20 protein-coding genes are annotated in these 21063 nt (G+C 67.1%); 4 read left to right on the top strand and 16 right to left on the bottom strand.

Features of this window, described 5'->3' with window-relative positions:
• Positions 1–117: 117 nt before the first annotated feature.
• From ACWMMN_RS23530 to ACWMMN_RS23460, 15 genes are read right to left on the bottom strand one after another with little or no spacing between them, the layout of a single operon-like run.
• On the bottom strand, positions 118–1323 hold the full coding sequence (locus ACWMMN_RS23530; RefSeq protein WP_486424026.1) for an acetyl-CoA C-acyltransferase: 1206 nt from the start codon (positions 1321–1323) through the stop codon (positions 118–120).
• 17 nt (positions 1324–1340) lie between these two features.
• Positions 1341–1826, bottom strand: a complete 486-nt coding sequence (locus tag ACWMMN_RS23525; protein WP_342705994.1) for a MaoC family dehydratase — start codon at positions 1824–1826, stop codon at positions 1341–1343.
• Positions 1826–2626 (bottom strand): SDR family oxidoreductase, encoded by an 801-nt coding sequence (locus tag ACWMMN_RS23520; RefSeq protein WP_059240434.1) that lies wholly within the window; start codon positions 2624–2626, stop codon positions 1826–1828. Before ACWMMN_RS23520 ends, ACWMMN_RS23525 begins: the two co-directional genes overlap by 1 nt.
• Positions 2623–3819 (bottom strand): acyl-CoA dehydrogenase family protein, encoded by a 1197-nt coding sequence (locus ACWMMN_RS23515; protein ID WP_486424025.1) that lies wholly within the window; start codon positions 3817–3819, stop codon positions 2623–2625. The genes ACWMMN_RS23520 and ACWMMN_RS23515 overlap by 4 nt, the downstream gene beginning before the upstream one ends.
• Positions 3816–5048, bottom strand: coding sequence for an acyl-CoA dehydrogenase family protein (locus ACWMMN_RS23510; RefSeq protein ID WP_486424024.1), 1233 nt, complete (start codon positions 5046–5048; stop codon positions 3816–3818). Before ACWMMN_RS23510 ends, ACWMMN_RS23515 begins: the two co-directional genes overlap by 4 nt.
• Before the next feature lie 3 nt (positions 5049–5051).
• A complete protein-coding gene (locus ACWMMN_RS23505; RefSeq protein ID WP_486424023.1) occupies positions 5052–5930 on the bottom strand; it encodes an SDR family oxidoreductase in 879 nt (292 codons plus the stop codon).
• Positions 5931–5963: 33 nt separating this feature from the next.
• On the bottom strand, positions 5964–7115 hold the full coding sequence (locus tag ACWMMN_RS23500) for an acetyl-CoA C-acetyltransferase (RefSeq protein WP_059240430.1): 1152 nt from the start codon (positions 7113–7115) through the stop codon (positions 5964–5966).
• The gene (locus ACWMMN_RS23495) at positions 7112–8182 is read right to left on the bottom strand and encodes an acyl-CoA dehydrogenase family protein (protein WP_342704952.1); all 1071 of its coding nucleotides are present in this window, start codon (positions 8180–8182) and stop codon (positions 7112–7114) included. The genes ACWMMN_RS23500 and ACWMMN_RS23495 overlap by 4 nt, the downstream gene beginning before the upstream one ends.
• Before the next feature lie 35 nt (positions 8183–8217).
• A complete protein-coding gene (locus ACWMMN_RS23490; protein ID WP_059240428.1) occupies positions 8218–9387 on the bottom strand; it encodes an acyl-CoA dehydrogenase family protein in 1170 nt (389 codons plus the stop codon).
• Positions 9384–10199 (bottom strand): enoyl-CoA hydratase family protein, encoded by an 816-nt coding sequence (locus ACWMMN_RS23485; RefSeq protein ID WP_174991171.1) that lies wholly within the window; start codon positions 10197–10199, stop codon positions 9384–9386. Before ACWMMN_RS23485 ends, ACWMMN_RS23490 begins: the two co-directional genes overlap by 4 nt.
• A gap of 19 nt (positions 10200–10218) precedes the next feature.
• A complete protein-coding gene (locus tag ACWMMN_RS23480) occupies positions 10219–11319 on the bottom strand; it encodes an NAD(P)H-dependent flavin oxidoreductase (RefSeq protein ID WP_174991172.1) in 1101 nt (366 codons plus the stop codon).
• A complete protein-coding gene (locus ACWMMN_RS23475) occupies positions 11316–12236 on the bottom strand; it encodes an enoyl-CoA hydratase (RefSeq protein ID WP_059240425.1) in 921 nt (306 codons plus the stop codon). Before ACWMMN_RS23475 ends, ACWMMN_RS23480 begins: the two co-directional genes overlap by 4 nt.
• A gap of 8 nt (positions 12237–12244) precedes the next feature.
• Positions 12245–13042, bottom strand: a complete 798-nt coding sequence (locus ACWMMN_RS23470; protein WP_486424022.1) for a CoA-transferase subunit beta — start codon at positions 13040–13042, stop codon at positions 12245–12247.
• A gap of 10 nt (positions 13043–13052) precedes the next feature.
• Positions 13053–13946: a CoA transferase subunit A gene (locus ACWMMN_RS23465; protein WP_486424021.1), complete on the bottom strand. Its 894-nt coding sequence runs from the start codon at positions 13944–13946 to the stop codon at positions 13053–13055.
• Between the two features lie 9 nt (positions 13947–13955).
• Entirely contained in the window at positions 13956–14852 is an 897-nt protein-coding gene (locus ACWMMN_RS23460; protein WP_059240422.1) for a VOC family protein, read from the bottom strand.
• Positions 14853–15166: 314 nt separating this feature from the next.
• Here ACWMMN_RS23460 and ACWMMN_RS23455 point away from each other — a divergent pair, with 314 nt between their 5' ends.
• On the top strand, positions 15167–16411 hold the full coding sequence (locus ACWMMN_RS23455; RefSeq protein WP_486424020.1) for an acyltransferase family protein: 1245 nt from the start codon (positions 15167–15169) through the stop codon (positions 16409–16411).
• A gap of 136 nt (positions 16412–16547) precedes the next feature.
• Here ACWMMN_RS23455 and ACWMMN_RS23450 read toward each other — a convergent pair whose 3' ends face one another.
• Positions 16548–17288 (bottom strand): hypothetical protein, encoded by a 741-nt coding sequence (locus ACWMMN_RS23450; protein WP_486424019.1) that lies wholly within the window; start codon positions 17286–17288, stop codon positions 16548–16550.
• A 935-nt stretch (positions 17289–18223) separates the two neighbouring features.
• Here ACWMMN_RS23450 and ACWMMN_RS23445 point away from each other — a divergent pair.
• The 3 genes from ACWMMN_RS23445 (at position 18224) to ACWMMN_RS23435 (ending at position 21046) form a co-directional block, all read left to right on the top strand.
• Entirely contained in the window at positions 18224–18949 is a 726-nt protein-coding gene (locus ACWMMN_RS23445; protein WP_486424018.1) for a lysozyme inhibitor LprI family protein, read from the top strand.
• Positions 18950–19172: 223 nt separating this feature from the next.
• On the top strand, positions 19173–19838 hold the full coding sequence (locus ACWMMN_RS23440) for a class I SAM-dependent methyltransferase (protein ID WP_486424017.1): 666 nt from the start codon (positions 19173–19175) through the stop codon (positions 19836–19838).
• Positions 19839–19849: 11 nt separating this feature from the next.
• Positions 19850–21046, top strand: a complete 1197-nt coding sequence (locus tag ACWMMN_RS23435; protein WP_233464091.1) for an acyltransferase family protein — start codon at positions 19850–19852, stop codon at positions 21044–21046.
• The last annotated feature ends 17 nt before the right edge of the window (positions 21047–21063 follow it).

Here is a 21063-nt window from a genome sequence, read left to right as displayed (position 1 = left end):
TCGCGCCGAAGCGCCAGCCGCCGCCGGCTGCAAGTCTCCGGGCCGCCGGTCGTTGCCGCGGCCTCGAATGGTCCTGACTGGATGGCCGCGTGTGCGGCGCGGCCTGCCCGCGTACCGCTACGCGCCGACTTCGAACAGCGCAGCGGCACCCATCCCGCCGCCGATGCACATCGTCACGACCGCGTGCCGCACGCCGCGCCGCGCGCCTTCGAGCAACGCGTGCATCGTCATGCGCGTGCCCGACATCCCGAACGGGTGGCCGAGCGCGATCGCGCCGCCGTCCACGTTCAACCGGTCGTCGGGAATGCCGAGCATGTCGCGGCAGTACAGCGCCTGGCACGCGAACGCCTCGTTCAGCTCCCATAGCCCGACGTCGGCCACCGTCATCCCGAAGCGCGCCAACAGCTTCGGAATCGCGAACACCGGGCCGATGCCCATTTCGTCCGGCTCGCAGCCGGCCACCGCAAGGCCGCGGAACGCGCCGAGCGGCGTCAGCCCGCGGCGCACCGCTTCGCTGCGCGACATCACGACCACGGCCGCCGCGCCGTCCGACAGCTGCGACGCATTGCCGGCCGTCACGAACTCGCCCTGCTCGACGACCTTGCCGCCGCTCCACGACGGCTTCAGCCCCGCGAGCCGTTCGGCCGTCGTGTCGGCGCGCACGCCTTCGTCGCGTGCCGCACGCAGATCCTCGTGGCCGGCCGGGTTGCCTTCCTTGTCGAACAGCGCGCGCCGCACGTCGAGCGGTGCGATTTCCGCGTCGAAGCGGCCGGCCGCCTGCGCGTCGGCGGTGCGCTGGTGGCTCTGCAGCGCGAACGCGTCCTGCGCGTCACGCGAGATCCCGTAGCGGCGCGACACGATCTCGGCCGTTTCCATCATCGCGATGTACGCGGCCGGCTGGTGGTCGAGCACGGCATGCGAACGCGCGCGATAGGCGTTCTTGTGCTTGTTCTGCGTGAGCGAGATCGACTCGACGCCGCCGGCGACGACGATCCGCGCGTCGCCCGCGCCGATGCTGCGCGCGGCGCTCGCGATCGACATCAGGCCCGACGAACACATGCGATCGATCGCCATGCCGGGCACCGAAGCAGGCAGCCCGGCCGCCGCGGCCGACAGGCGGCCGATGTTGTAGCCCTGGGTGCCCTGCTGCGCGGCGCAGCCGATCAGCACGTCGTCGACGTCGACCGGCGCAACGCCCGCGCGTTCGAGCGCGGTGCGCACGACGTGGCCGCCGAGCGCGGGCGCTTCCGTGTCGTTGAACATGCCGCGAAACGCCTTGCCGATCGGCGTGCGTGCGACGGAAACGATGACTGCGTCTTCCATGTGCTGGCTCTCTGAATCTAGAAGTAGTAACGGCTGATCGTGTCGGCGACGCAGCCGGGCTTCGCTTCGCCGTCGATCTGGACGGTCACGCGAACCCACGCCTGCACGCCGCCTTCGAGCGGCTCGACGCGCAGCAGCTCGCCGACGCCGCGCACGCGCGCACCGACCTTCACCGGCGCCGGGAAACGGATCTTGTCGCAGCCGTAGTTGACGCCGAGCCGCGCGCCGTCGATGCGCACGATCTGCGGCAGGAAGTAATTGACGAGCGAGAGCGTCAGGTAGCCGTGCGCAATGCACGCGCCGAACGGGCCATCCTTCGCGCGCGCCGGGTCGACATGCACCCACTGGTGATCGCCCGTCGCATCGGCGAAACCGTCGATGCGGCGCTGGTCGATCGCGAGCCACGCGCTCGCGCCGAGCGTGTCGCCGACCGCGGCCGCGAGTTCGCCGGGGTGCGCGAACACGCGCGGCGTCGCGAGCACGGGTTCGAGGGACGTGTCCATCATGCGTGCTGGCTGCTGACCGACAGCACTTCGCCCGTCATGTACGACGCGTAATCGCTTGCAAGAAACACCATCACGTTCGCGACCTCCCAGACTTCGGCGGCGCGCCCGAAGGCTTCGCGCGACGCCAGTTGATTCAGCAGATCGGCCGGAGCCGACTTCTTCAGAAAATCGTGCATCGCGATGCTCGGCGCGACCGCGTTGATGCGCACGCCGTACGGCGACGCCTCGAGCGCCGCGCAGCGCGTGAGCGCCATTACGCCCGCTTTCGCGGCCGCGTAGTGCGCCTGTTCCGCCTGCGCGCGCCAGCCGAGCACCGATGCGTTGTTGACGATCGCGCCGCGGCCTCGGGCCTGCATGTGCGGCAGCATCGCGCGCGTCATCCGGAACGTCCCGGTAAGGCTAATGTCGATCACGCGCGACCATTCGGCATCGTCCATATCGACGATGCGGGTCGACCCGCCGAGTCCGGCGTTGTTGATCAGCACGTCGACGCCGTCGAGCTTGTCCTGCGCGTCGGCGACGAGCGCCTGCACGTCGGCCTCGACCGCGACGTTGCACAGACGGCCGTGGATCTGTTGCAGCCCCGTTTCCGCGCGCAGCGTTTCGACAGCCTGCTCGAGGCGCTTTTCGTGGATGTCGGAGATGAACAGCGCGCGGCAGCCTTCCTCCGCGCAGCGGCGTGCGGCCGCGAAGCCGATGCCGGCACCGGCGGCGGCCGTGATCAGCACCGATTTGCCGGCGAGCAGCTGGTGGCCCGGCACGTAGGCCGGTGCTTTCTGGATCTGGGGTTCGTTCATACTGTGCCTCGTGGTTCTCTGGGCATGCCGAGCCCGCGCTCGGCCATGATGTTGAGCTGGATTTCGTTGGTGCCTGCGTAGATCGTGTCCGCGCGGGAGAACAGGAACACGCGCTGCAGATGGGTGAGCTTTTCGTCGGCCGGATCGATCACGTTCGCGCGCGGGCCGAGTGCGTCCATCGCCAGTTGGCCGAGGTCGCGGTGCCAGTTCGACCAGAAGTACTTGTAGATCAGCGCCTCGCGGCGCAGCGGCGCGCTCGCGTCGGCGTCGTCCGCGCCGGACAGCATCCGCAGCGCGTTGTAGCGCATCACGCGCAACCCGGCCCATGCGCGGCCGATCCGCTGGCGCAGCACGGGGTCGCGATCCGCGCCCGATTCGCGCGCGGCGTCGATCACCCATTCGAGTTCGCGGACGAACTGCATCTGCTGGCCGAGCGTCGACATTCCGCGCTCGAAGCCGAGCAGCGTCATCGCGATCCGCCAGCCGTCGCCCGGCGCACCAACCAGGTCGCGCGCTTCCGCACGCGCGCCGTCGAAGAACACTTCGTTGAATTCCGCACCGCCGTTGAGCTGCTTGATCGGGCGGATCTCGACACCCGGCTGGTCGAGCGGCATCAGCAGGAACGACAGCCCCTTGTTGCCCTTCGACTCGGGATCGGTGCGCGCCAGCACGAAAATCCAGTCGGAATCGTGTGCAAGCGACGTCCACACCTTCTGACCGACTACGCGCCAGGTGCCGTCCGCGTCCTGTTCCGCACGCGTACGCACGTTGGCCAGGTCGGAGCCCGCGCCCGGCTCCGAATAGCCCTGGCACCAGAACTGCGTGCCGGCCAGGATGCCGGGCAGGAAGCGCACGCGCTGGTCGTCGGTGCCGCACGCGACGAGCGTCGGCCCAAGCAGCCCTTCGCCGATATGGCCCATCCGCCCGGGGCCGCCCGCGCGGGCGTATTCCTCGTGGAAGATCACCTGCTCGGCGACCGAGAAGCCACGCCCGCCGGCGCTCACCGGCCAGCCGAGCCCGGTCCAGCCGCCCTTCGCCAGGGCCTGCTCCCACGCCTTGCGCAGTTCCGGCCATGCTTCCTCGTCGCCGGGGCCGCCGCGGTATTTCAGGCACGCGAATTCGCCGGTCAGGTGCGACTGCACCCAGTCGGCCACTTCGTGCCGTAATTGCTGTTCGCGCGTTTCGCTGTTCATTGGAGTGCTCCTGCGCGCGCGGCCGACGGACGGGACGCTGCCGCAACCGACGGCGCGTGCGTGTCGTCGTGCTGCGAGGCACCGTCGTCGATCGCATGACAGGCGATCCATTCGAGCAGTTGCGGCGTGCCGCCGAACTGCGCGCCCGACGCCTGTGCACGCTTGAAATAGAGATGCGGGTCGTATTCCCACGTGAAGCCGACGCCGCCGTGCAGCTGGATCGCTTCCTGCGCGCAAAACGCATACGCGTCGTTCGCGGCGGCTTTCGCAGCCGCGATGTCGGCGCGCAGCGCGACGCCCGGTGTTGCGCCCGCTTCGGCGTCCCACGCATGCGCGGCGCCGAGCACGGCCGAGCGCGCCGATTCGATCAGCACCATCATCTGTGCGCAGCGGTGCTTGACGGCCTGGAACGATGCGATCGCACGACCGAACTGCACGCGCTGGCTCGTGTAGTCGAGCGTCAGGTCGAGGCATTGCTGCGCGCCGCCGAGTTGTTCGGCGGCCAGCGCGAGCGCCGCGAACCATGCGGCGCGTTCGAGCACCCGTGCAGCAGCGGCGCCGCTGGCGAACAACGCGTCGCGGAGCAAGCGCGTGTCGTCGAGCGCCACGCGAGCGATCGGCCGCGTCGCGTCGAGCGTGTCGAGCGGCGTGACGGTCAGGCCCGACGCCGATGCCACGTCGATCGCGAACACTCCGATCGCCTGCCCTTCGTTTGCGATTCGCGCGGGAATCAGCAGCAGGTCGGCGCGCGCACCGTCGATCACCTGTTCGATCGTGCCGGACAGCGCATAGCCGCCCGCCGCTTCTTCCGCAACGACCGGCAGTCGCCCTACACCGGCCGGCAAGTCGAACGGCAGCGCGAGCGTCGCGCTGCACGTGCCGCCGGCGATGTTCGCGAGCCAGCCGTTCGCCAGCGGCGTGTCGCAGCCGGCCAGCGCGGTCGCCGCGAGGCACGCGGTCGGGAAATACGGCACGCACGCGACGCGCCGGCCGAGCTGTTCCATCAGCACCGTCTGCTCGACCGCCCCGAGCCCAAGCCCGCCGGCCGCTTCCGGCAGCGCGAGCGCGTTCCAGCCCAGTTCGCCCGCGAGCGTGGCCCACAGCGCGTCGTCGCGGCCGGCCGACTGCTCGAGCGCGCGGCGCACGTCGGCCGACGCGCTGCGTTCGGCGAGCACGTCGGCGGCCGCGTCGCGGATCATCGCCTGTTCGTCGGTGAGCGCCAGATCCATCTGTCAGCTCCCGTACACGCGCTGCGCGGGCCGTGCATCGGCGAGCAGCTGCGCGACCGCCGGGCCGACCTCGGCCGCCGCCCAGCGCGCGCCGCGATCGACGCTCGGTCCCGTGCGCCAGCCTTCCGCGACCGCGATCATCCCGCCCGCGACCTCGAACACCTGGCCCGTCACGTCGGCCGACAGCGTGCTGCCGAGCCACACGACCAGCGGCGCGACGTTGGCCGGATCGAAATAGTCGAAGCCGCCGTCCTCGGGCTTCTTCATCATGTCGGCGAACACGCCTTCGGTCATCGACGTGCGCGCGGCCGGTGCGAGCGCATTCACGCGCACGCCGTAGCGCTGCAGCTCGGCCGCCTGCATCAGCGTGAGCGCGGCGATGCCGGCCTTCGCCGCGCCGTAGTTCGACTGGCCGATCGAGCCTTGCAGGCCGGCGCCCGAACTCGTGTTGACGATCCGCGCATCGACCGTGCGGCCCGCTTTCGCCGCATCGCGCCACACGCGCGCCAGCACGCTCGACAGGCAGAAGTGGCCGCGCAGGTGCACGCGCATCACGTCGTCCCAGTCGGTTTCGGTCATGCTCGTGAACATCTTGTCGCGGCAGATGCCCGCGTTGTTGACGAGCACGTGCACGTCGCCGAACGCTTCGCGCGCCGCGTCGACGATCCGCTGCGCGGTGTCGGTCTGCGTGATGTCGTCCGAATTCGCGAGCGCGCGGCCGCCACGCCTGGCGATCTCGTCGCACACGGCCTGCGCGGCGTCGTGCCGGACGTCGTTGACGACGACCGCCGCGCCTTCGGCCGCGAATGCCAGCGCGTATTCGCGCCCGAGCCCGCCGCCCGCGCCGGTGATGATGACGGTGCGTCCGTTACAGATTCCCATGCTTGTGCCTCGTGGATCGTGAAAGTGACGCGCTCACAGGCGCTCGATGATCGTGACGTTCGCGAGGCCGCCGCCTTCGCACATCGTCTGCAGCCCGTAGCGGCCGCCGGTGCGTTCCAGCTCGTGCAGCAGCGTCGTCATCAGGCGCGCGCCGGTCGCGCCGAGCGGATGGCCGAGCGCGATCGCGCCGCCGTTCGGGTTGGTCTTTTCAGGCGGGAAGCGCGTGTCGGCGAGCCACGCCTGCGCGACCGACGCGAACGCCTCGTTCAACTCGACGACGTCGATCTGCGCCAGGTCGAGCCCGCTCTTCTTCAACGCGGCCCTGGTTGCCGGAATCGGCGCGGTGAGCATCCACAGCGGATCGTCGCCGAGCACGCTCAGGTGATGGATGCGCGCACGCGGCGTGAGGCCGTAGCGCTTCAGTGCATCTTCCGACACGATCAGCAGCGCGGCCGCCGCGTCGCAGGTCTGGCTCGCGACGGCCGCCGTCAGCGAGCCGCCCGGCGTCAGCGGTTCCAGCGTCGCCATCTTCTCCAGCGACGTATCGGGGCGCGGCGTCTCGTCGTGCATCACCCCTTCGAGCGGCACGATTTCCCGCTTGAAATGGCCGGCCTCGATCGCCGCGACCGCACGGCGGTGACTTTCCAGCGCATAGCGCTCCATCGCGTCGCGCGACAGGTTCCAGTGCTCGGCGATCCGCTGCGCGGCGACGAACTGCGACACCGGCGCATCGCCGAAACGTGCGCGCCAGCCGGCGCTGCCCGAGAACGGGTCGGTGAAGCCGAACGGTGCCGCGCAGGTCATCGCGGACGAGATCGGGATCTGCGTCATCGTCTGCACGCCGCCCGCGACGACCACGTCCTGCACGCCGCTCATCACGGCCTGCGCGGCGAAGTGCACGGCCTGCTGCGACGACCCGCACTGGCGGTCGACCGTCACGCCCGGCACCTGCAGCGGCAGCCCGGCTGCGAGCCAGCAGGTGCGCGCGATGTTGCCCGCGAGCGGGCCGATCGTGTCGACGCAGCCGAATACCACGTCGTCGTATTCGTCGGCCGGGATCGCGTTGCGCTCGACGAGCGTCTTCAGCACGAAGCCGCCGAGATCCGCCGCATGCACGTGCGCGAGCCCGCCCTTGCGGCGGCCGGTCGGCGTACGCAGCGCGTCGACGATATAGGCTTGTTTCATTGGTTGGATTCCTCGAGGTCGAAGGTCTGCGCGGGGCCGATCGGCAACGCGTCGCCGAGGATCGCGTCGGCCACGCGGGCCTTGTGGAACGCGCTGTCGCCCCAGCTTCCGGAGAGCGCCCAGATGCGCTTCATGAAGATCTGCAGGTCGAGTTCCCACGTGTAGCCGATCGCGCCGTGTACCTGCATCGAGTGGCGCGCGGCCAGTTGCGCGGCCGACGTCGCCGCAAGCTTCGCGTGCGACACGAACACCGCGCGCTGCGGGTGATCGTCGGCGATCGCCTGCGCGGCGCGCGCGACCACCGGCCGCGCGAACTCGTAGCGGATCGCGACATCGGCAAGCAGGTGCTTGAGCGCCTGATACGAGCCGATCGCCTTGCCGAACTGCTTGCGCTGCGCGCTGTAGTCGATCGCAACGTCGAGCACGCGCTGCGTGAGGCCGAGCAACTGCGCGGCGACCGCGAACGCGCCGTGATCGAGCGCGCGGTTCAGCAGCGGTGCGGCATCGTCGGCCGTCGCGATGCGGGTCGCCGCCGACGGTTCCCAGTCGAGCGTGAACAGGCGCCGCGACGGGTCGACGCTGTCGACCGCCCGCCATGCGCACTGCGCGGGGTCGACGCGGTGCAGTTCGCCGCGGTGTTCGCACAGCAGCGTGTTCGCAACGTGCACGTCGGCCGCGTACGGGTTCACCGGATGTACGAGCGCGACGCGCGCGCGCCCTTCGGCGATGTCGCGCAGCAGCGCGTCGCGCCAGTCGCTCGCGGGCAGCCGCGCCAGTACGCCGGCCGACACGAGCGCCGTGTCGAGCAGCGGCTCGGGGCTGCCGAAATATCCGTAGGCCTGCGCGAGCAGCGCCCATTCCACTTCCGTCAGGCCGAGGCCGCCCTGCACCTCGGGCACCGACACGGCGGTCAGCCCCTGCGACGCGAACAGCGCCCACAGGTCATCCGAGCGCCCGGTCGGCGTCGCCCAGAGCTCGCGGATCAGCTCGGGCGTCATCTCGGTCATCAGCAGGCGCTTCACGCTGTCCGCGAGCGCTTCCTGGTCTTCATCGAATACGAAATCCATGGGATGTCCGTTCAGTGAGGGGGGCGCCGGCGCCGTTATGCGCGCGGCATGCCGAGCATCCGTTCGGCGACGATGTTGCGCTGGATCTCGTTGGTGCCCGCGTAGATCGTGCCGGCCTGCGCGAACAGGAAGCCGTCGAGCCAGTGGCCGAGCGTCGCGTGCTGCGCGGGCGTCTGCGGAACGACCTCGCCGTGCGCCCCGAGAATGTCGAGCGCGGTCTGGTGCATGCGCAGGTCGAGTTCCGACCAGAACACCTTGTTGGTGCTCGATTCCGCGCCGATATGGCCGCCCTTCAGCAGCCGGCTCGCGGTCGCATAGGTCGACAGCGCATAGGCCTGCGCATCCATCCAGGCCTGCACCACGCGCTCGCGCAGCGTCGGGTCGCGATCCGCGCTGTCGCGGTGCGCGAGATACAGGTCGCGCAGTGCCTGCGCGGTGCGCTGAAAGCGCGCGGGCGAACGCAGCATCAGCCCGCGCTCGAAGCCGGCCGTCGCCATCGCGACCTGCCAGCCCGCGCCTTCGGCCGCGAGCCGGTTCTCGACCGGCACGCGCACGTCGTCGAAGAAGATTTCCGCGAAACCCGTCTGCCCGTTGAGCTGCCGGATCGGCCGCACCGTGATGCCCGGCGCGGACAGCGGCACCATCAGGAACGTGAGGCCATGGTGGCGCGACGATTCGGGATCGCTGCGGAACAGCCCGAACAGCCAGTCGGCCCACACAGCGCGGGTCGACCAGATCTTCTGGCCGTTCAGCACGTATTCGTCGCCGATACGGGCTGCGGTCGTGCGGATCGCGGCCATGTCCGAACCGGCATTCGGCTCCGACCAGCCTTGCGCCCACACGTGCTCGCCGGCCGCCATCGCGGGCAGGAAGCGCGCCTTCTGAGCGTCGGTGCCGAAATCCATCAGCGTCGGGCCGAGCAGGAAGATGCCGTTCTGGTTCACGCGCATCGGTGCGTCGGCACGCCAGTACTCTTCCTCGAAGATCAGCCACTCGATCAGGTCGCAGCCGCGCCCGCCCAGCTCGCGCGGCCACGTGACCATGCTCCAGCGGCCCGAGTGCAGCGTGCGCTCCCATTCGCGGTGCGCGGCGAAGCCTTCCTCGGTGTCGAAGCTCGGCAGCCGCTCGCGCGGCACGTGCGCGGCGAGCCATTCGCGGATTTCCGCGCGGAACGCCTGCTGTTGCGGCGTATAGGTCAGGTTCATGCGCGTGCCTCCCCGGCGGTTGCCTGCGCGTCGAAACGCGCATCGCGCTTCTCGACGAACGCGGCGCGCGCTTCCGTCGAGTCGTTCGTCATGTACGCCTGCAGCGTGAAGCCCTGCTCCCAGCGGTACTTGTCCTCGAGATTTCCGTCCTCGACGCCGTTCAGCGCCTCCTTCGCGAGCCGCACCATCGCCGGGCTCTTCTCGGCGATCTTGCGGGCGATCGCGAGCGCCGCGTCGCGCAGCGTGTCGCGCGTGACGACCTGCTCGACCGCGCCGAGCCGGTACGCTTCGGCCGCGTCGATCATGTCGCCGGTGAAGTACATCGCGCGGACCTTCTGCACGCCGAACAGCCGCTGCAGGTGCGCGCCGCCGCCCATTGCGCCACGGTCAATCTCCGGCACGCCGAAGCGCGCGCAATCGGCCGCGACGACGATGTCCGCCGCGCCGCAGATGCCGATCCCGCCGCCGAGCACGAAGCCGTGCACGGCGGCGATCACCGGCTTCGGGTTGCGGTGCACCGCGCGGAACGTCTCGTAGTTGCCCGCGTTGACCGACACGATCCGTTCCGGATGCGCGGCCAGCTCCTTGATGTCGACGCCCGCGCAGAAGCCCCGGCCCTCGCCGCGCACGACGATCACACGCACGTCGTCGTCCGCGCCGAGCGCGTCGAGCGCACGCGAGAGCGCATGCCAGCCCTGCGCGTCGAGCGCGTTCACGGGCGGCTGGGCGATCACCAGTTCGGCGATGCCGTCTGCGCGATCGATCCGGAACGGCATCGCGCCGGCCGGTTGATTGGATGCTGTCATCTCCATTGCCTCCCTGTGATGTGTGTCATGCGGCCTGCGCCGCTGCCGCGCCGCGCAACGCGGCCAGCGCATCGATCCGCTCGCAGGCTTCCGTGACGATCCGCGCGATCAGCGCGTCGCACGACTCGATCGCACCGATCATCGCGGCCGCCTGGCCGCTCGGCAGCACGCCTTCATCCGGGCGGCCCTCGACGATCGCGCGCTGGATCAGGAACGGCGCGTTCGCGGCCATCAGCGTCTGGCTCGCCGTGTAGTCATGCGAGCGCAGCGCCTTGATCGCGAGGCCGAGCATGTCGCCCGTGCTCAGCCCGTTCTGGCGCCGCCATGCCTCGGCGGTCTTCAACGCGAACCACGTGCGGCGCAGCGGGCCGAAGCGTTCGAGTTTCAGCAGATACGGGTTGTCGATCATTCGTTGCGGCAGCCCGTCGAGCGCGTCCGACACGCGGATGCGCGCCGGGTCGCCGACCGCGACGTAGCGGTCGAGCGTCTCGCGCGGCACCGGCGATTCGGCGCTCATCAGGAAGCGCGTGCCCATCGCGATGCCGGCCGCGCCGTACGCAAGCGCGGCAGCCAGTCCGCGCCCGTCGAAGAACCCGCCGGCCGCGACGACCGGCACGCGCACCGCATCGAGCACCTTCGGCAGCAGCAGCGTGGTCGGCACCGAGCCCGTGTGGCCGCCGCCTTCCGCACCCTGCACCGTCACGATGTCCGCGCCGAGTTCGACGGCCTTCGCCGCATGCTTCGGCGCGCCGACGGTCGGCATGCAGACGATGCCGGCGTCCTTGAAGCGGCGGATCGTCTTCGCATCGGGCCCGCGGCCGTAGCTGACCGCGCGCAGCCGGTGCTTGATCGCGAGATCGACCACCTGTGCGGCGTTCTTCTGGAACATGTGGAAATTGATACCGAACGGCTTGTCGGTCAGCGACTTCACCTTCAGGATCTCGGCCTCGACCTGCTCCGGCTCGATCGTCGCGCCCGCGAGGAAGCCGAAACCGCCGGCGTTCGCGGTCGCCGCGACGAGCCGCGCGTCGGCCACCCAGCCCATCGCGGTCTGCACGATCGGGTAACGGCAGCCGAGCAGGTCGCACAGCGGCGTATGCAGCGGGCTCTGAAGCGTCGTGCTCATGCGGCGGCTCCGTTGACGGCAACCGGGGCCGCCGCGTCGCCGCGATCCGCGCCGTTCGGCTGGCGCTGCGAGCTGGCCATGCTGCGCGCGTCGTAGCCGCCGAGACGATCGCCACTGACGAGTTCGTTGTGCGCATGCGCGAAGTGATGCCACGCGAACGCCGCATCCATTGCCGCGCGCTTGCCTTGCAGTTCCTCGACGTGGTTCAGCGCCTGCTTGGTGAGCGTGAGCCCGAGGCGCGGCATCGTCGCGATCTTCGCGGCGATCGCGTAGGTCGCGTCGCGCAGCCGCTCGCGCGGCACCACGCGGTTGACCATCCCCATCTGGTACGCGCGCTCGGCCGGCATCCGCTCGCCGAGGAACAGGAATTCCTTCGCGATGCGCGGGTTCAGCTCGTAGGCATGCGCGAAATACTCGACGCCCGGAATCCCCATCCGCACGACCGGATCCGCGAAGAACGCATCCTCCGACGCGACGATCAGGTCACACACCCACGCGAGCATCAGCCCGCCCGCGATGCATGCGCCCTGCACCATCGCGATCGTCGGCTTCGGCAGGTCGCGCCAGCGCCGGCACATCCCGAGGTATACCTCCTGCTCGCGTGCATACAGGAATTCGCCGCCTTCCTTGTCGACGTGGTCGTACCACAGCGACGCGCGATCGAACGATTCGTGGATGTCGCGGCCCGGCGTGCCGATATCGTGGCCCGCCGAGAAATGCTTGCCGGCGCCCGCGAGCACGATGGCCTTCACTGCGTCGTCGTGCGCCGCGCACCGGAACGCCGCGTCGAGCGCATACGTCATCTTCGAGTTCTGCGCGTTGTGATACTCGGGGCGGTTCATCGTGATCGTCGCGATGCCGTCCTCGACCGCGTAGTCGACGACACCGTCGCCGAACGTCATCTGGGTCGCTTCCATGTCGGATCTCATCCCCGGCGCGGCGCCGGATTGTTGCGCACGATCGTCGCGCGCAGGTTGTGCGGATCGAGCGCGCGCACGATGCGCAGGTCCTCCGCGTTCGGCGGCGCCGTCGTGCCGATCTCGGGTGCGGCGATCAACGGGAAGCCCGTTGCGTCCTGCACTTCGTCGAAGCTCACGCCGGGGTGCAGCGAACGCACAAGGATCGCATGGTCGGGGCCGCCGAAATCCATCACGCACAGGTCGGTGACGATGCTGCGCAGGTCGACGAAGGTCTTCATCCCCGGCAGCCGGCGCGCCGGGTTGTAGCCGACCGTGCACACCATGTCGACTTCGCCGTCGACGAACGTGCGCTTGCCGTGGCCGCTGACGAAGAACGAGTTCGCGTGGTTCGTCGTGTTGCCGGGGAAGCCGCGCGCGCCGAGCAGCTGGGTTTTCGGGCGGTCGTAGTCGTCGCCGAGCCACGAGATGTTGGCCTGGCCGAAACGGTCGATCTGCGTCGGCATCACGAGCGCATGGCGGCGGCCGTGCCACAGGCAGTCGAACACGCGCTCGTAGGTCATCCAGCCGCTCGCCTTCACGCGATAGCCGTCGGGGCGCGGGCCGAGCGGCACCGGCTCCTCGACGAGATACGCTTCGCCGTCGGTCAGCATCAGCCCGCTGTTGTACGCGAGCCGCGCGAGGCCGGCCGCGAGCCGCGGACCCGTGCCGATGCCGGTCGCCAGCACTTCGCCGTCGTCGCGCCAGAGTCGCGCGGACGCGACGATCATCAGTTCCGCGAGGGAATGGTCGAGAGATTCGCTCACAGGCGCTCCTTTACAGAATCGGCAACGGCAGCGTCGTCACGTGCGACAGCCCGCCGACGCCTTCGAGGTACTGGCGTTCGTCCTGGCCGACCACGTCGCGCAGGTACGCCGCCGTTTTCGCATCGTCTTCCGCGCTGGCGCAGTACGCGCGCAGGTGCGGCAGGTCCCAGCCGTAGGCCGGCCCGCACGACGTCGGGTGCGCGCCGCCCGGCGCGTGCACGACGCCGTTGACGAGCGAGCGCTCGAACGGGTTGCGTTTGGCGGCATCGAGGTCTTCGCTCGCAAGCGATGCGTCGACCGTTTCCGACGACACGTAGCAGCGCCGCGCGGCGCGCGCCATCCACGCATCGAAGAACGGATCGGGGCCGTCGATGCGCGTGTTGCCCATCCGGTCGGCCGCATTCACGTGCAGCAGCGCGACGTCGAGTTCGATCGCCGGCATCGCGAGCAGCGTCTCGCCGTCGTCGTACGGCGATTGCACCGTGCGCAATTGCGGCGCGTGATCGAGCAGCGCGGTGCCGAGCCCGGCGCGCGTCGGCAGGAACGGCAGGCGCGCGGCCGCCGCGCGCAGGCCGAGCTGCAACATCCCTTCGTCGAGTTCGAGCACGTCGATACGGCCCTGTTCGCGGGCGCGGCGGAAATGCGGCTCGAGCGGGATCACGTCGAGCGACACGAAGCCGAACACCGCCTTGCGCACCTTGCCGGCCGCGCACAGCAGGCCGACATCGGCGCCGCCGTACGCAACGATCGTCAGGTCCTTCAGGTTCGAGCGCGCGATTTCGCGCACCAGCGCCATCGGCTTGCGCCGCGGCCCCCATCCGCCGATGCCGATCGTCATGCCGTCGGCGAGTTGCGCGACCACGTCGCGCGCGGACATCGTCTTGTCGAGAGGTTTCATCGTCATCGTGCTGGCTTACCGGTATCCGATGCTGAAATCGTGGCCCCACTGGCTCACCTTGGTGGCCTCGAACACCGCGTGCTTCGACCAGTCGACCGTGAGGCCGCCGAAGCCGTATTCGAGATCGAAGCCGCCGGGGGTCTTCATGTAGAAAGAGATCATCTGGTCGTTGCAGTGGCGGCCGAGCGTCGCGGACATCTTCACGTCGTGCGCGGCGACGCGATCCAGCGCGCGGCCCACTTCGTCCATCGAGTCGACTTCGGTCATCACGTGCACGCAACCCGACGGCACGGCCATCTCGAACAGCGCGAGGCTGTGATGGCGCGCGTTGCGGCAGTGCATGAAATGGATGCGCTTTTCCGGTTCGGCCGGATCGGGCGTGAACTTCACGCGGTAGATGTCGGACAGCTCGAAGCCGAGCACGCCGCGCACGAACGCGTCGGTCGCATCGAACTGCGGTGCGGGCAGCACCGCGTGGCCGAGCCCCATGTCGCCGGTGACGAACCGTGCGACGCCCAGCGGCGACACGAAGCGGCGGAAGTCGCAGCGCGCGCCCCAGTACAGCTCGTGGCGGTTGCCGGACGGGTCGCTACACCACGCCATCGCCTGCACGCGGCGCAGCGCGGCTTCGTCGCGCGTCGCGCGCACCGGCTCGACGCCCGCGCGCTGCAGTGCCGCCAGCGCGGCGTCGAATGCGGCGCCGTCGGGCAATTCCCAGCCCGACGCGAAATAGCGGTCGGTCGCGCCGGGGACGATCACGTAGCGGAAATCACGCTCGTCCATCTTCAGGTACAACGCACCGTCGGGCGCATCGAGCGCCTGCATGCCCAGCACGTCTTCCGCGTAGCGGCGCCACGCATCGACGCGCGTCGCCTCGACGACGACGTAGCCAAGCGCACGGACATCGATCATGTCGGCCTCCTCCTGGTTCAGAATCCGTTGTTCGTGTAAGGATTCTGGCCGGTCGGGGGTGGCGTTACATCGTCTGTTGGGACGAGAGAAGCGGCGGGAAAAAGCCGGGGTGGCGGCGCGAACGGTGTGCCGGACGGGGATCCGGTGGCAGGGTGCGGCGCGAGCGGCTGCCGCGAGGTCGTACGGTCCGGGCATCGGCCGGATTGCGTCCCGGAAGACGATCGCGCCCTTGTTCCCAATGTGAACGAACGGGCTGCCACCGCCGGCGCGGCCTTGTCGCGGCTGCCGGGCCGGAGAATTCACCGCAGGCACTTTTGTTAAACTTCGCCGTCCAACCGCCTCTTTCACCGATGACGAAGTACGCCCCTTCCTCCCCAAGCCAGCGTGTATTCGGACTGGATGTACTGCGCTCGGTCGCCGTCCTGCTTGTGCTGGCCTGTCACACGGTCGCGCATGGCACACCGCCCGCGTGGCTGAAGTGGTATTTCTGGGCTCAAGGGACCATCGGCGTCGAGATCTTCTACGTGCTGAGCGGCTTTCTCATCGGCAGCATACTCATCAAGTCATACAAAACCGGCAAGCTCCGGGCGCCGCGCGACATTCTCGATTTCTGGAAACGTCGTTGGGCACGAACGCTGCCGCTTTATGCGTTCTTCCTGCTCGTCTATCTTCGGTTCGACTACCACGGCCCGGCCACCCTCGACGTCGCGTGGCCGTTCTTCCTGTTCCTGCAGAACCTGGCCTGGCCGATGGCGCCGTTCTTCGAGCACTCGTGGAGCCTCGCCGTCGAAGAATGGTTCTATCTGCTGCTGCCGTGCGCGTTTCTTGCCGCGCTCACGGTACTCAGGACGAACGGGCGTGCATTGCTCGCGACCTGCGCCGCATTCATCGTGCTGCCGCTCTGCGCCCGGATCTATTTCGGCTGGCACGCGCAATCGCTGGCCGATGTCGATCGTTACGTGCGATCCATCGTGATCTGCCGCCTCGACTCGCTGTTCATCGGCGTCATTGCCGCCTATCTGCGCATCGAGCGGCCCGCGATGTTCGCCCGTTTCGCGAAGTCCTGGAAAATGCCGCTGGCGTTGTTTGTCGGCCTGACGTTCTATTTCGCGTTCGGTGCGCCCTATCTCGCCGGCAACGGCCTCCTGCGTGTGATGTTCTTCCCGATGCTGTCGGTCGTCATCGCCGCGCTGCTGCCCGCAGCGATGCAGGTTCGCACATCCGGCAGCCGTCTGTTCGACCGTTTCATCGGCTGGACCAGCAAGATTTCGTATTCGCTGTATCTCGGTCACATCTGCATGCTGACGCTCGGGCTCGGTCTCTTTGCCAGTCGCGGCATCTCCATTGACGGGCAACTCGCGACGGCCGCGCTCTACATCACGCTTGTCTGCCTGTACTACGCATTCGCGACCCTGACCTACACGTTCATCGAACAACCTTATATTCGCCTTCGAGACAGATCGATGGGGAACACCGACGATCGCAGCGGCGCGGTTGCGATCACGAGCGACAAGCAAACGGCCCGAGCCGAACCCGAGAAAGTCGCCGGATACCATTGATGCGTCGCATACGGAAACAGCCGCCGGCCGCGCAGCTTGCCGGCGGATCCGATGGCGGCTCCCGGATTGCGGGCAACCGCCGGCACGGCCTTGCCGGCAATACCGTACCCGGAAAGTACGGCGACCGCGCATCCGCTCAGAACCGGTACGAAATCCCGATCTGCAAGACCGGATACCACCGATATCGCGACATCACCTGTCGCAGTTCATCGAGCCCGCTCGCGACCAGGACCTGACTCTTCGCCGGCCCGGCCGCGGCAGCCAGTTCGGGCGACAGCGTGTACGAGCACTTCGGGATCCCGTACGCGACACCGATATCGGCGACGAATCCAAGCCCCTTCGACGCCGGCCGGTGCCCGTAGCCGATCCCGACATACGGCATCACGGTCGGATAGCGCGCTTCCGCCACCGCGTACATCCCCGGCAGCGCCGGATAGCGCTTGCCGCCGAACACGTAGGTCCCGTTGGTCGGCACCGACACGCCGCGCAGCTCGTCGTCGTTGAAGCGCAGCCCGATCGTCGCCCGGAAACCGCTGCCGTGCCACGGAAAGATGTCCGCGTACAAGCCGCCCTGGCGCAGTTTCAGGTCGTCCTGATAGCGATTGCCGGCCACCGTGAAGTCATGCGAAAGGTCGATCGCATTGAAATCGGCATGCGCACCCAGCATCGAATTGAAGCTCACGGCAGCCCCGATGCCGACGCCTTGCGTGCCGCCCTGCAGGTAAATTTCCTGCGCGTGCGCGCTCGCGACGAACATCACCGCGACCGCTGCCCATTGGTTCACTGTCGTTTTCACGGGCGCCTCCCCCGACTTGTGCCGGGTGCGACGCGTCGCGCCCGCGGCCTTCGTCGCGATGCGCGGTGCGAACCCCGGCACGACACCTTGCAAGCACGCTTGCTGTTCGACGGATCGGGAACGCGGTGCGCCGTGCGCATGACCGATACATCATGCGCGGCGCATGCGCCGTGACACGCGGCGCCCGCGACCCGATCCGATTCCCCGTTTGTTTCGATGTCGCTCCACGCCGCCGATGCACTGATCGTTCTGGCGAGATTCGTCTGCACAGGCGGCACCGGGTCAATCGCAAGGCACGTGCCATATAACGCAAACCCACGCGTGGCAAGCGTCGCGGGTCAACACGCGCGATCGCACAGCGCGAAACAGGGGGAAATGTTTCAGGAACGCATCGATATTCGGCGCGCAAGCCTGCCGCGCGCGATTGTGTGCGCACGCATCGATATCGCGATGCGCGCAGAACAAGGCCGGGCGGCCGTCAGCGCGGGTTCGTCACCGTTACCGCCGGGCACACGTGGCGGCATGCATCGAAGAAGCGTTGCAAAGGTGCGACCTCGCACGGAGCGCGTGCGAGGTCGCTGCGCAAGCTTGCCCGGCGAGTCAGGGTGAATACGGATGCCGGTGTGTTCTCATGCAAACGCAATCGCGGCATGCAGATTTACCGAATTTTTGTATTCGCATCCGAACATAGTGCCTTGGTACAATCCATTGACCAAGACAGGTTGATTTAGAAATCCACACCGCCACCAAAAAATTGCGGGCGATACATTTCACCTCGCATATCCGGGAAAACCATCGGAAATTAATAATATCAATCGACTATCGGGGGAATTGTGAAACAAATAGCACTTATTCTATTGGCTGCAACCCTTGTAATCGGTTGCAATTCGAAGCAATCCGACAACAGTGCTCCGTCGTCAGCGGCGAGCCCCAGTACGTCAAGCGACACCTCCACGCCACTGCAACCGTCTCCAGCTGTAGCTCGTGTGCCGCAGCCCCCTTCACACAACTATGCAATGAGCCAAGATGGCACGTATGGTTACGAGCCTGCGCTTAGTGAAGATGACGTACGGGCAGGAAAAGCGGCGAAGGCGCTTGTCATGATGCGCTACGTCGGCGTTAGGGATGGCAACTATATTCTGCTCTTGGTCGACGAAGACAATCCGAACATTTCTAATCGTATTACTTGTTCGGCGCCCTGTAATTTTGCCAAGTCGCAAACCATGGCCGGCGACTCGATTCTGAAAACCGAAACTATACGGGTTGTACCTAACTCCCTGATCGGTGCGATGATCGAAGATGCAATGGCAGGGCAACTAACACCCTATGGTCAACGCACGCCAACATCGAATCAAGCTCAACAGTCGGCAATGCCCGCACTCTCGACACCATCAACCCTGCCTGCCGCTCAGCCAGTGGCAAGCCAATCTGCAAGCGACGCAACGACTTCCGCTCTGCAGCAAACAAGCTTCGACTGTACAAAAGCCAAGTCCATTCCAGAATTTCTCATCTGCCACGATCCGGATCTCGCTGCGTCCGACCGCGATCTTGCCGCGACATACCAACAAGCAAAAGATGCCGTCGTCGACAAGTCGGCCTTCGTGGATCGAACACGCAAACAGTGGAACTTCCGCGAGAAGAATTGTCGCGACAAGGAATGCCTGACATCGTGGTACGCCTACCAGAAACGCGTGCTAACGAAGATCGCGCAAACCGGCGACGTTAACGTCCAAGACAACTGAGGCGACTTGGGTGACTCCAAAGCCCGCTTGTCCGAGCGGGCATTTTTGTCCGATATCCAGTGCCGTGCTCACGGCACCAGGAATCACAATCCTGTATTCCATCCCCATCCGGAAAGGCCTCCGATTACCGCGCGGATCCTCGCAACACCCAAAATTTCGTCGCCCGATGACAGCCTGCCAGCGGATGATAGAATCGTCCGTCCATACCCTCTGGACGGACACAATGCAAAAATTGCAGTGGTCTAGCGGAATCGATAACGAAATCGAATTCTGGTCGAAGTGGTTGGAGACAAAGGGCGGTGCGTGGCCAGAAGACTTTCAGTTCCGCATCAACCCCGACACCGAAGTACATCAGTGGATGGCCGCACTGCTGAACGGCATCCCGAATCCGAAGATCCTCGACGTGGGCGCCGGCCCGATGACGGTGCTGGGCAAGAAGATGAACGGCCTGCCGCTGGACATCACCGCCGTCGATGCGCTGGGTGACCTGTACAGCCGCCTGAATTTCCCCTCAGGGCTTCCCCTCATCAAAACCCGGCAGTGCGAAAGCGAGTGCCTGACCACGATGTTCCCGGCCGACACGTTCGACCTGACTTATGCGAAGAACACGCTTGACCACAGCTACAATCCGGTCGAAGCGTTTCGGCAGATGATCGCCGTGACGAAACCCGGTGGCTTCATCGCGACCGAGCATGCAGCGAACGAGGCGCTGAACGAGAACTGGGAAGGCTTCCACCAGTGGAACTTCCACGTCGTCGGGCGCGACTTCAAGATTTCGGATCGAACGGATACCTTCAGCGTCTCGCAGGCGATCGAAGGCATCGCGCAGATCGTTGAACTGTCCCCGGATCATTCCGACTACATCGGTTGCGTGATCCTGAAGCTTTAGCCGATACATCAGTGACGACCCATCAGAACAACACGGGTGCGCAACCGCGCACCCCGCTTCCCCGTGACTTCAACATGCCGAGCGACGTTCCCTATCTGAACGGCTTGCGCGGCATTGCCGCAACCTGGGTCGTCATCGCCCACTGCATGATCTGGGGCGGGTGGACGCTCACCGCGATACCGGACCCGAAGATCGCCGTCGATCTGTTCATGACGATCTCAGGCTTTCTGATGGCCTACAACGCCCGCCGACGAGAGTCGATCGAGCCCATGACGCACCCCGCCACCTGGGCCCGGTTCTATATCCGCCGGTACTTCCGCATCGCACCGGCCTATTACCTGTCGCTCGCGTTCGCGGTCCTCGCATCGGCGCCCTTTTTCGACGGCTACAAGGCACTCCAGTCGATGAACCCCGGATTCTGGGGAAGCGGCGGCATTTACGATCCGTACACGATCAGGTTCACCGCGGCCAATCTGCTCGCCCATGTCACGTTCGTTTTCGGAGCGATACCGAAATACACGTTTGCGACCATGCTGCCCGACTGGAGCCTCAGCCTCGAGATGCAGTTCTATCTCGCGTTCCCGCTGCTCTATCTGCTGATGCGGAAAGTCGGCCCGCTGACGGCGTCGATCGTACTGGCCGCCCTCGCGCTCGCGGCAAGCCACGCGCTCGCCGGCGTGTTTCCGGAGCCGGGCTTCCTGCCGTTGAAGCTCTCGCTGTTCGTGACCGGCATGCTGATCGCCGAGATTCCGTTCGGCACGGACAAAACCGCCACGATCCTGATCGGCATGCTGGCGTTGCTGCTGCCGTTCGCTCAAACGTCGAGCTACGCTGCCCAGTCGTGGCTCCTTCCGGTCATTTCCGCGTCGCTATACGCGCTGACGGTCAACCGGAAACCGGTGTCGTCGCTGCTGCAACCCGTCGCGAACCGCCTCGGCGGCCGGCATGCCCATGCGCTATCGGATGCCTCGTACGGCATGTATCTTTTTCACGGCTTCTTCATCGCGTTGACCGGATTGGTGCTGTCGGGCGAGTTTCCCCGCCTGGCGGCACACGGCAACATCAGGACGATCGTCCTGTTGGCCGTTGCGTTGCCGGGCTCGCTGCTGGTATCCCCGCTCATCCACCGCTTCGTGGAGCAACCAGGTATCGCGCTGGGCAGAAACGCAGCCGCATTCCTGTCGCAGCGCACCTCGGGATCGCGCTGAGTCGGCGACGGAAGGCA

It is taken from the genome of Burkholderia cepacia complex sp. TUM26381 (assembly GCF_057439935.1).
The sequence above is the reverse complement of the archived record's forward strand: the minus strand, read 5'-3'. Positions and strand labels throughout refer to the sequence as shown.

Excerpts from the sequence above, each read along its gene's own strand:
- ACWMMN_RS23530 (WP_486424026.1), bottom strand. The coding sequence starts at position 1,323 with ATGGAAGACGCAGTCATCGTTTCCGTCGCACGCACGCCGATCGGCAAG.
- ACWMMN_RS23525 (WP_342705994.1), bottom strand. The coding sequence starts at position 1,826 with ATGGACACGTCCCTCGAACCCGTGCTCGCGACGCCGCGCGTGTTCGCG.
- ACWMMN_RS23520 (WP_059240434.1), bottom strand. The coding sequence starts at position 2,626 with ATGAACGAACCCCAGATCCAGAAAGCACCGGCCTACGTGCCGGGCCAC.
- ACWMMN_RS23515 (WP_486424025.1), bottom strand. The coding sequence starts at position 3,819 with ATGAACAGCGAAACGCGCGAACAGCAATTACGGCACGAAGTGGCCGAC.
- ACWMMN_RS23510 (WP_486424024.1), bottom strand. The coding sequence starts at position 5,048 with ATGGATCTGGCGCTCACCGACGAACAGGCGATGATCCGCGACGCGGCC.
- ACWMMN_RS23505 (WP_486424023.1), bottom strand. The coding sequence starts at position 5,930 with ATGGGAATCTGTAACGGACGCACCGTCATCATCACCGGCGCGGGCGGC.
- ACWMMN_RS23500 (WP_059240430.1), bottom strand. The coding sequence starts at position 7,115 with ATGAAACAAGCCTATATCGTCGACGCGCTGCGTACGCCGACCGGCCGC.
- ACWMMN_RS23495 (WP_342704952.1), bottom strand. The coding sequence starts at position 8,182 with ATGGATTTCGTATTCGATGAAGACCAGGAAGCGCTCGCGGACAGCGTG.
- ACWMMN_RS23490 (WP_059240428.1), bottom strand. The coding sequence starts at position 9,387 with ATGAACCTGACCTATACGCCGCAACAGCAGGCGTTCCGCGCGGAAATC.
- ACWMMN_RS23485 (WP_174991171.1), bottom strand. The coding sequence starts at position 10,199 with ATGGAGATGACAGCATCCAATCAACCGGCCGGCGCGATGCCGTTCCGG.
- ACWMMN_RS23480 (WP_174991172.1), bottom strand. The coding sequence starts at position 11,319 with ATGAGCACGACGCTTCAGAGCCCGCTGCATACGCCGCTGTGCGACCTG.
- ACWMMN_RS23475 (WP_059240425.1), bottom strand. The coding sequence starts at position 12,236 with ATGGAAGCGACCCAGATGACGTTCGGCGACGGTGTCGTCGACTACGCG.
- ACWMMN_RS23465 (WP_486424021.1), bottom strand. The coding sequence starts at position 13,946 with ATGACGATGAAACCTCTCGACAAGACGATGTCCGCGCGCGACGTGGTC.
- ACWMMN_RS23460 (WP_059240422.1), bottom strand. The coding sequence starts at position 14,852 with ATGATCGATGTCCGTGCGCTTGGCTACGTCGTCGTCGAGGCGACGCGC.
- ACWMMN_RS23445 (WP_486424018.1), top strand. The coding sequence starts at position 18,224 with ATGAGCCAAGATGGCACGTATGGTTACGAGCCTGCGCTTAGTGAAGAT.
- ACWMMN_RS23440 (WP_486424017.1), top strand. The coding sequence starts at position 19,173 with ATGCAAAAATTGCAGTGGTCTAGCGGAATCGATAACGAAATCGAATTC.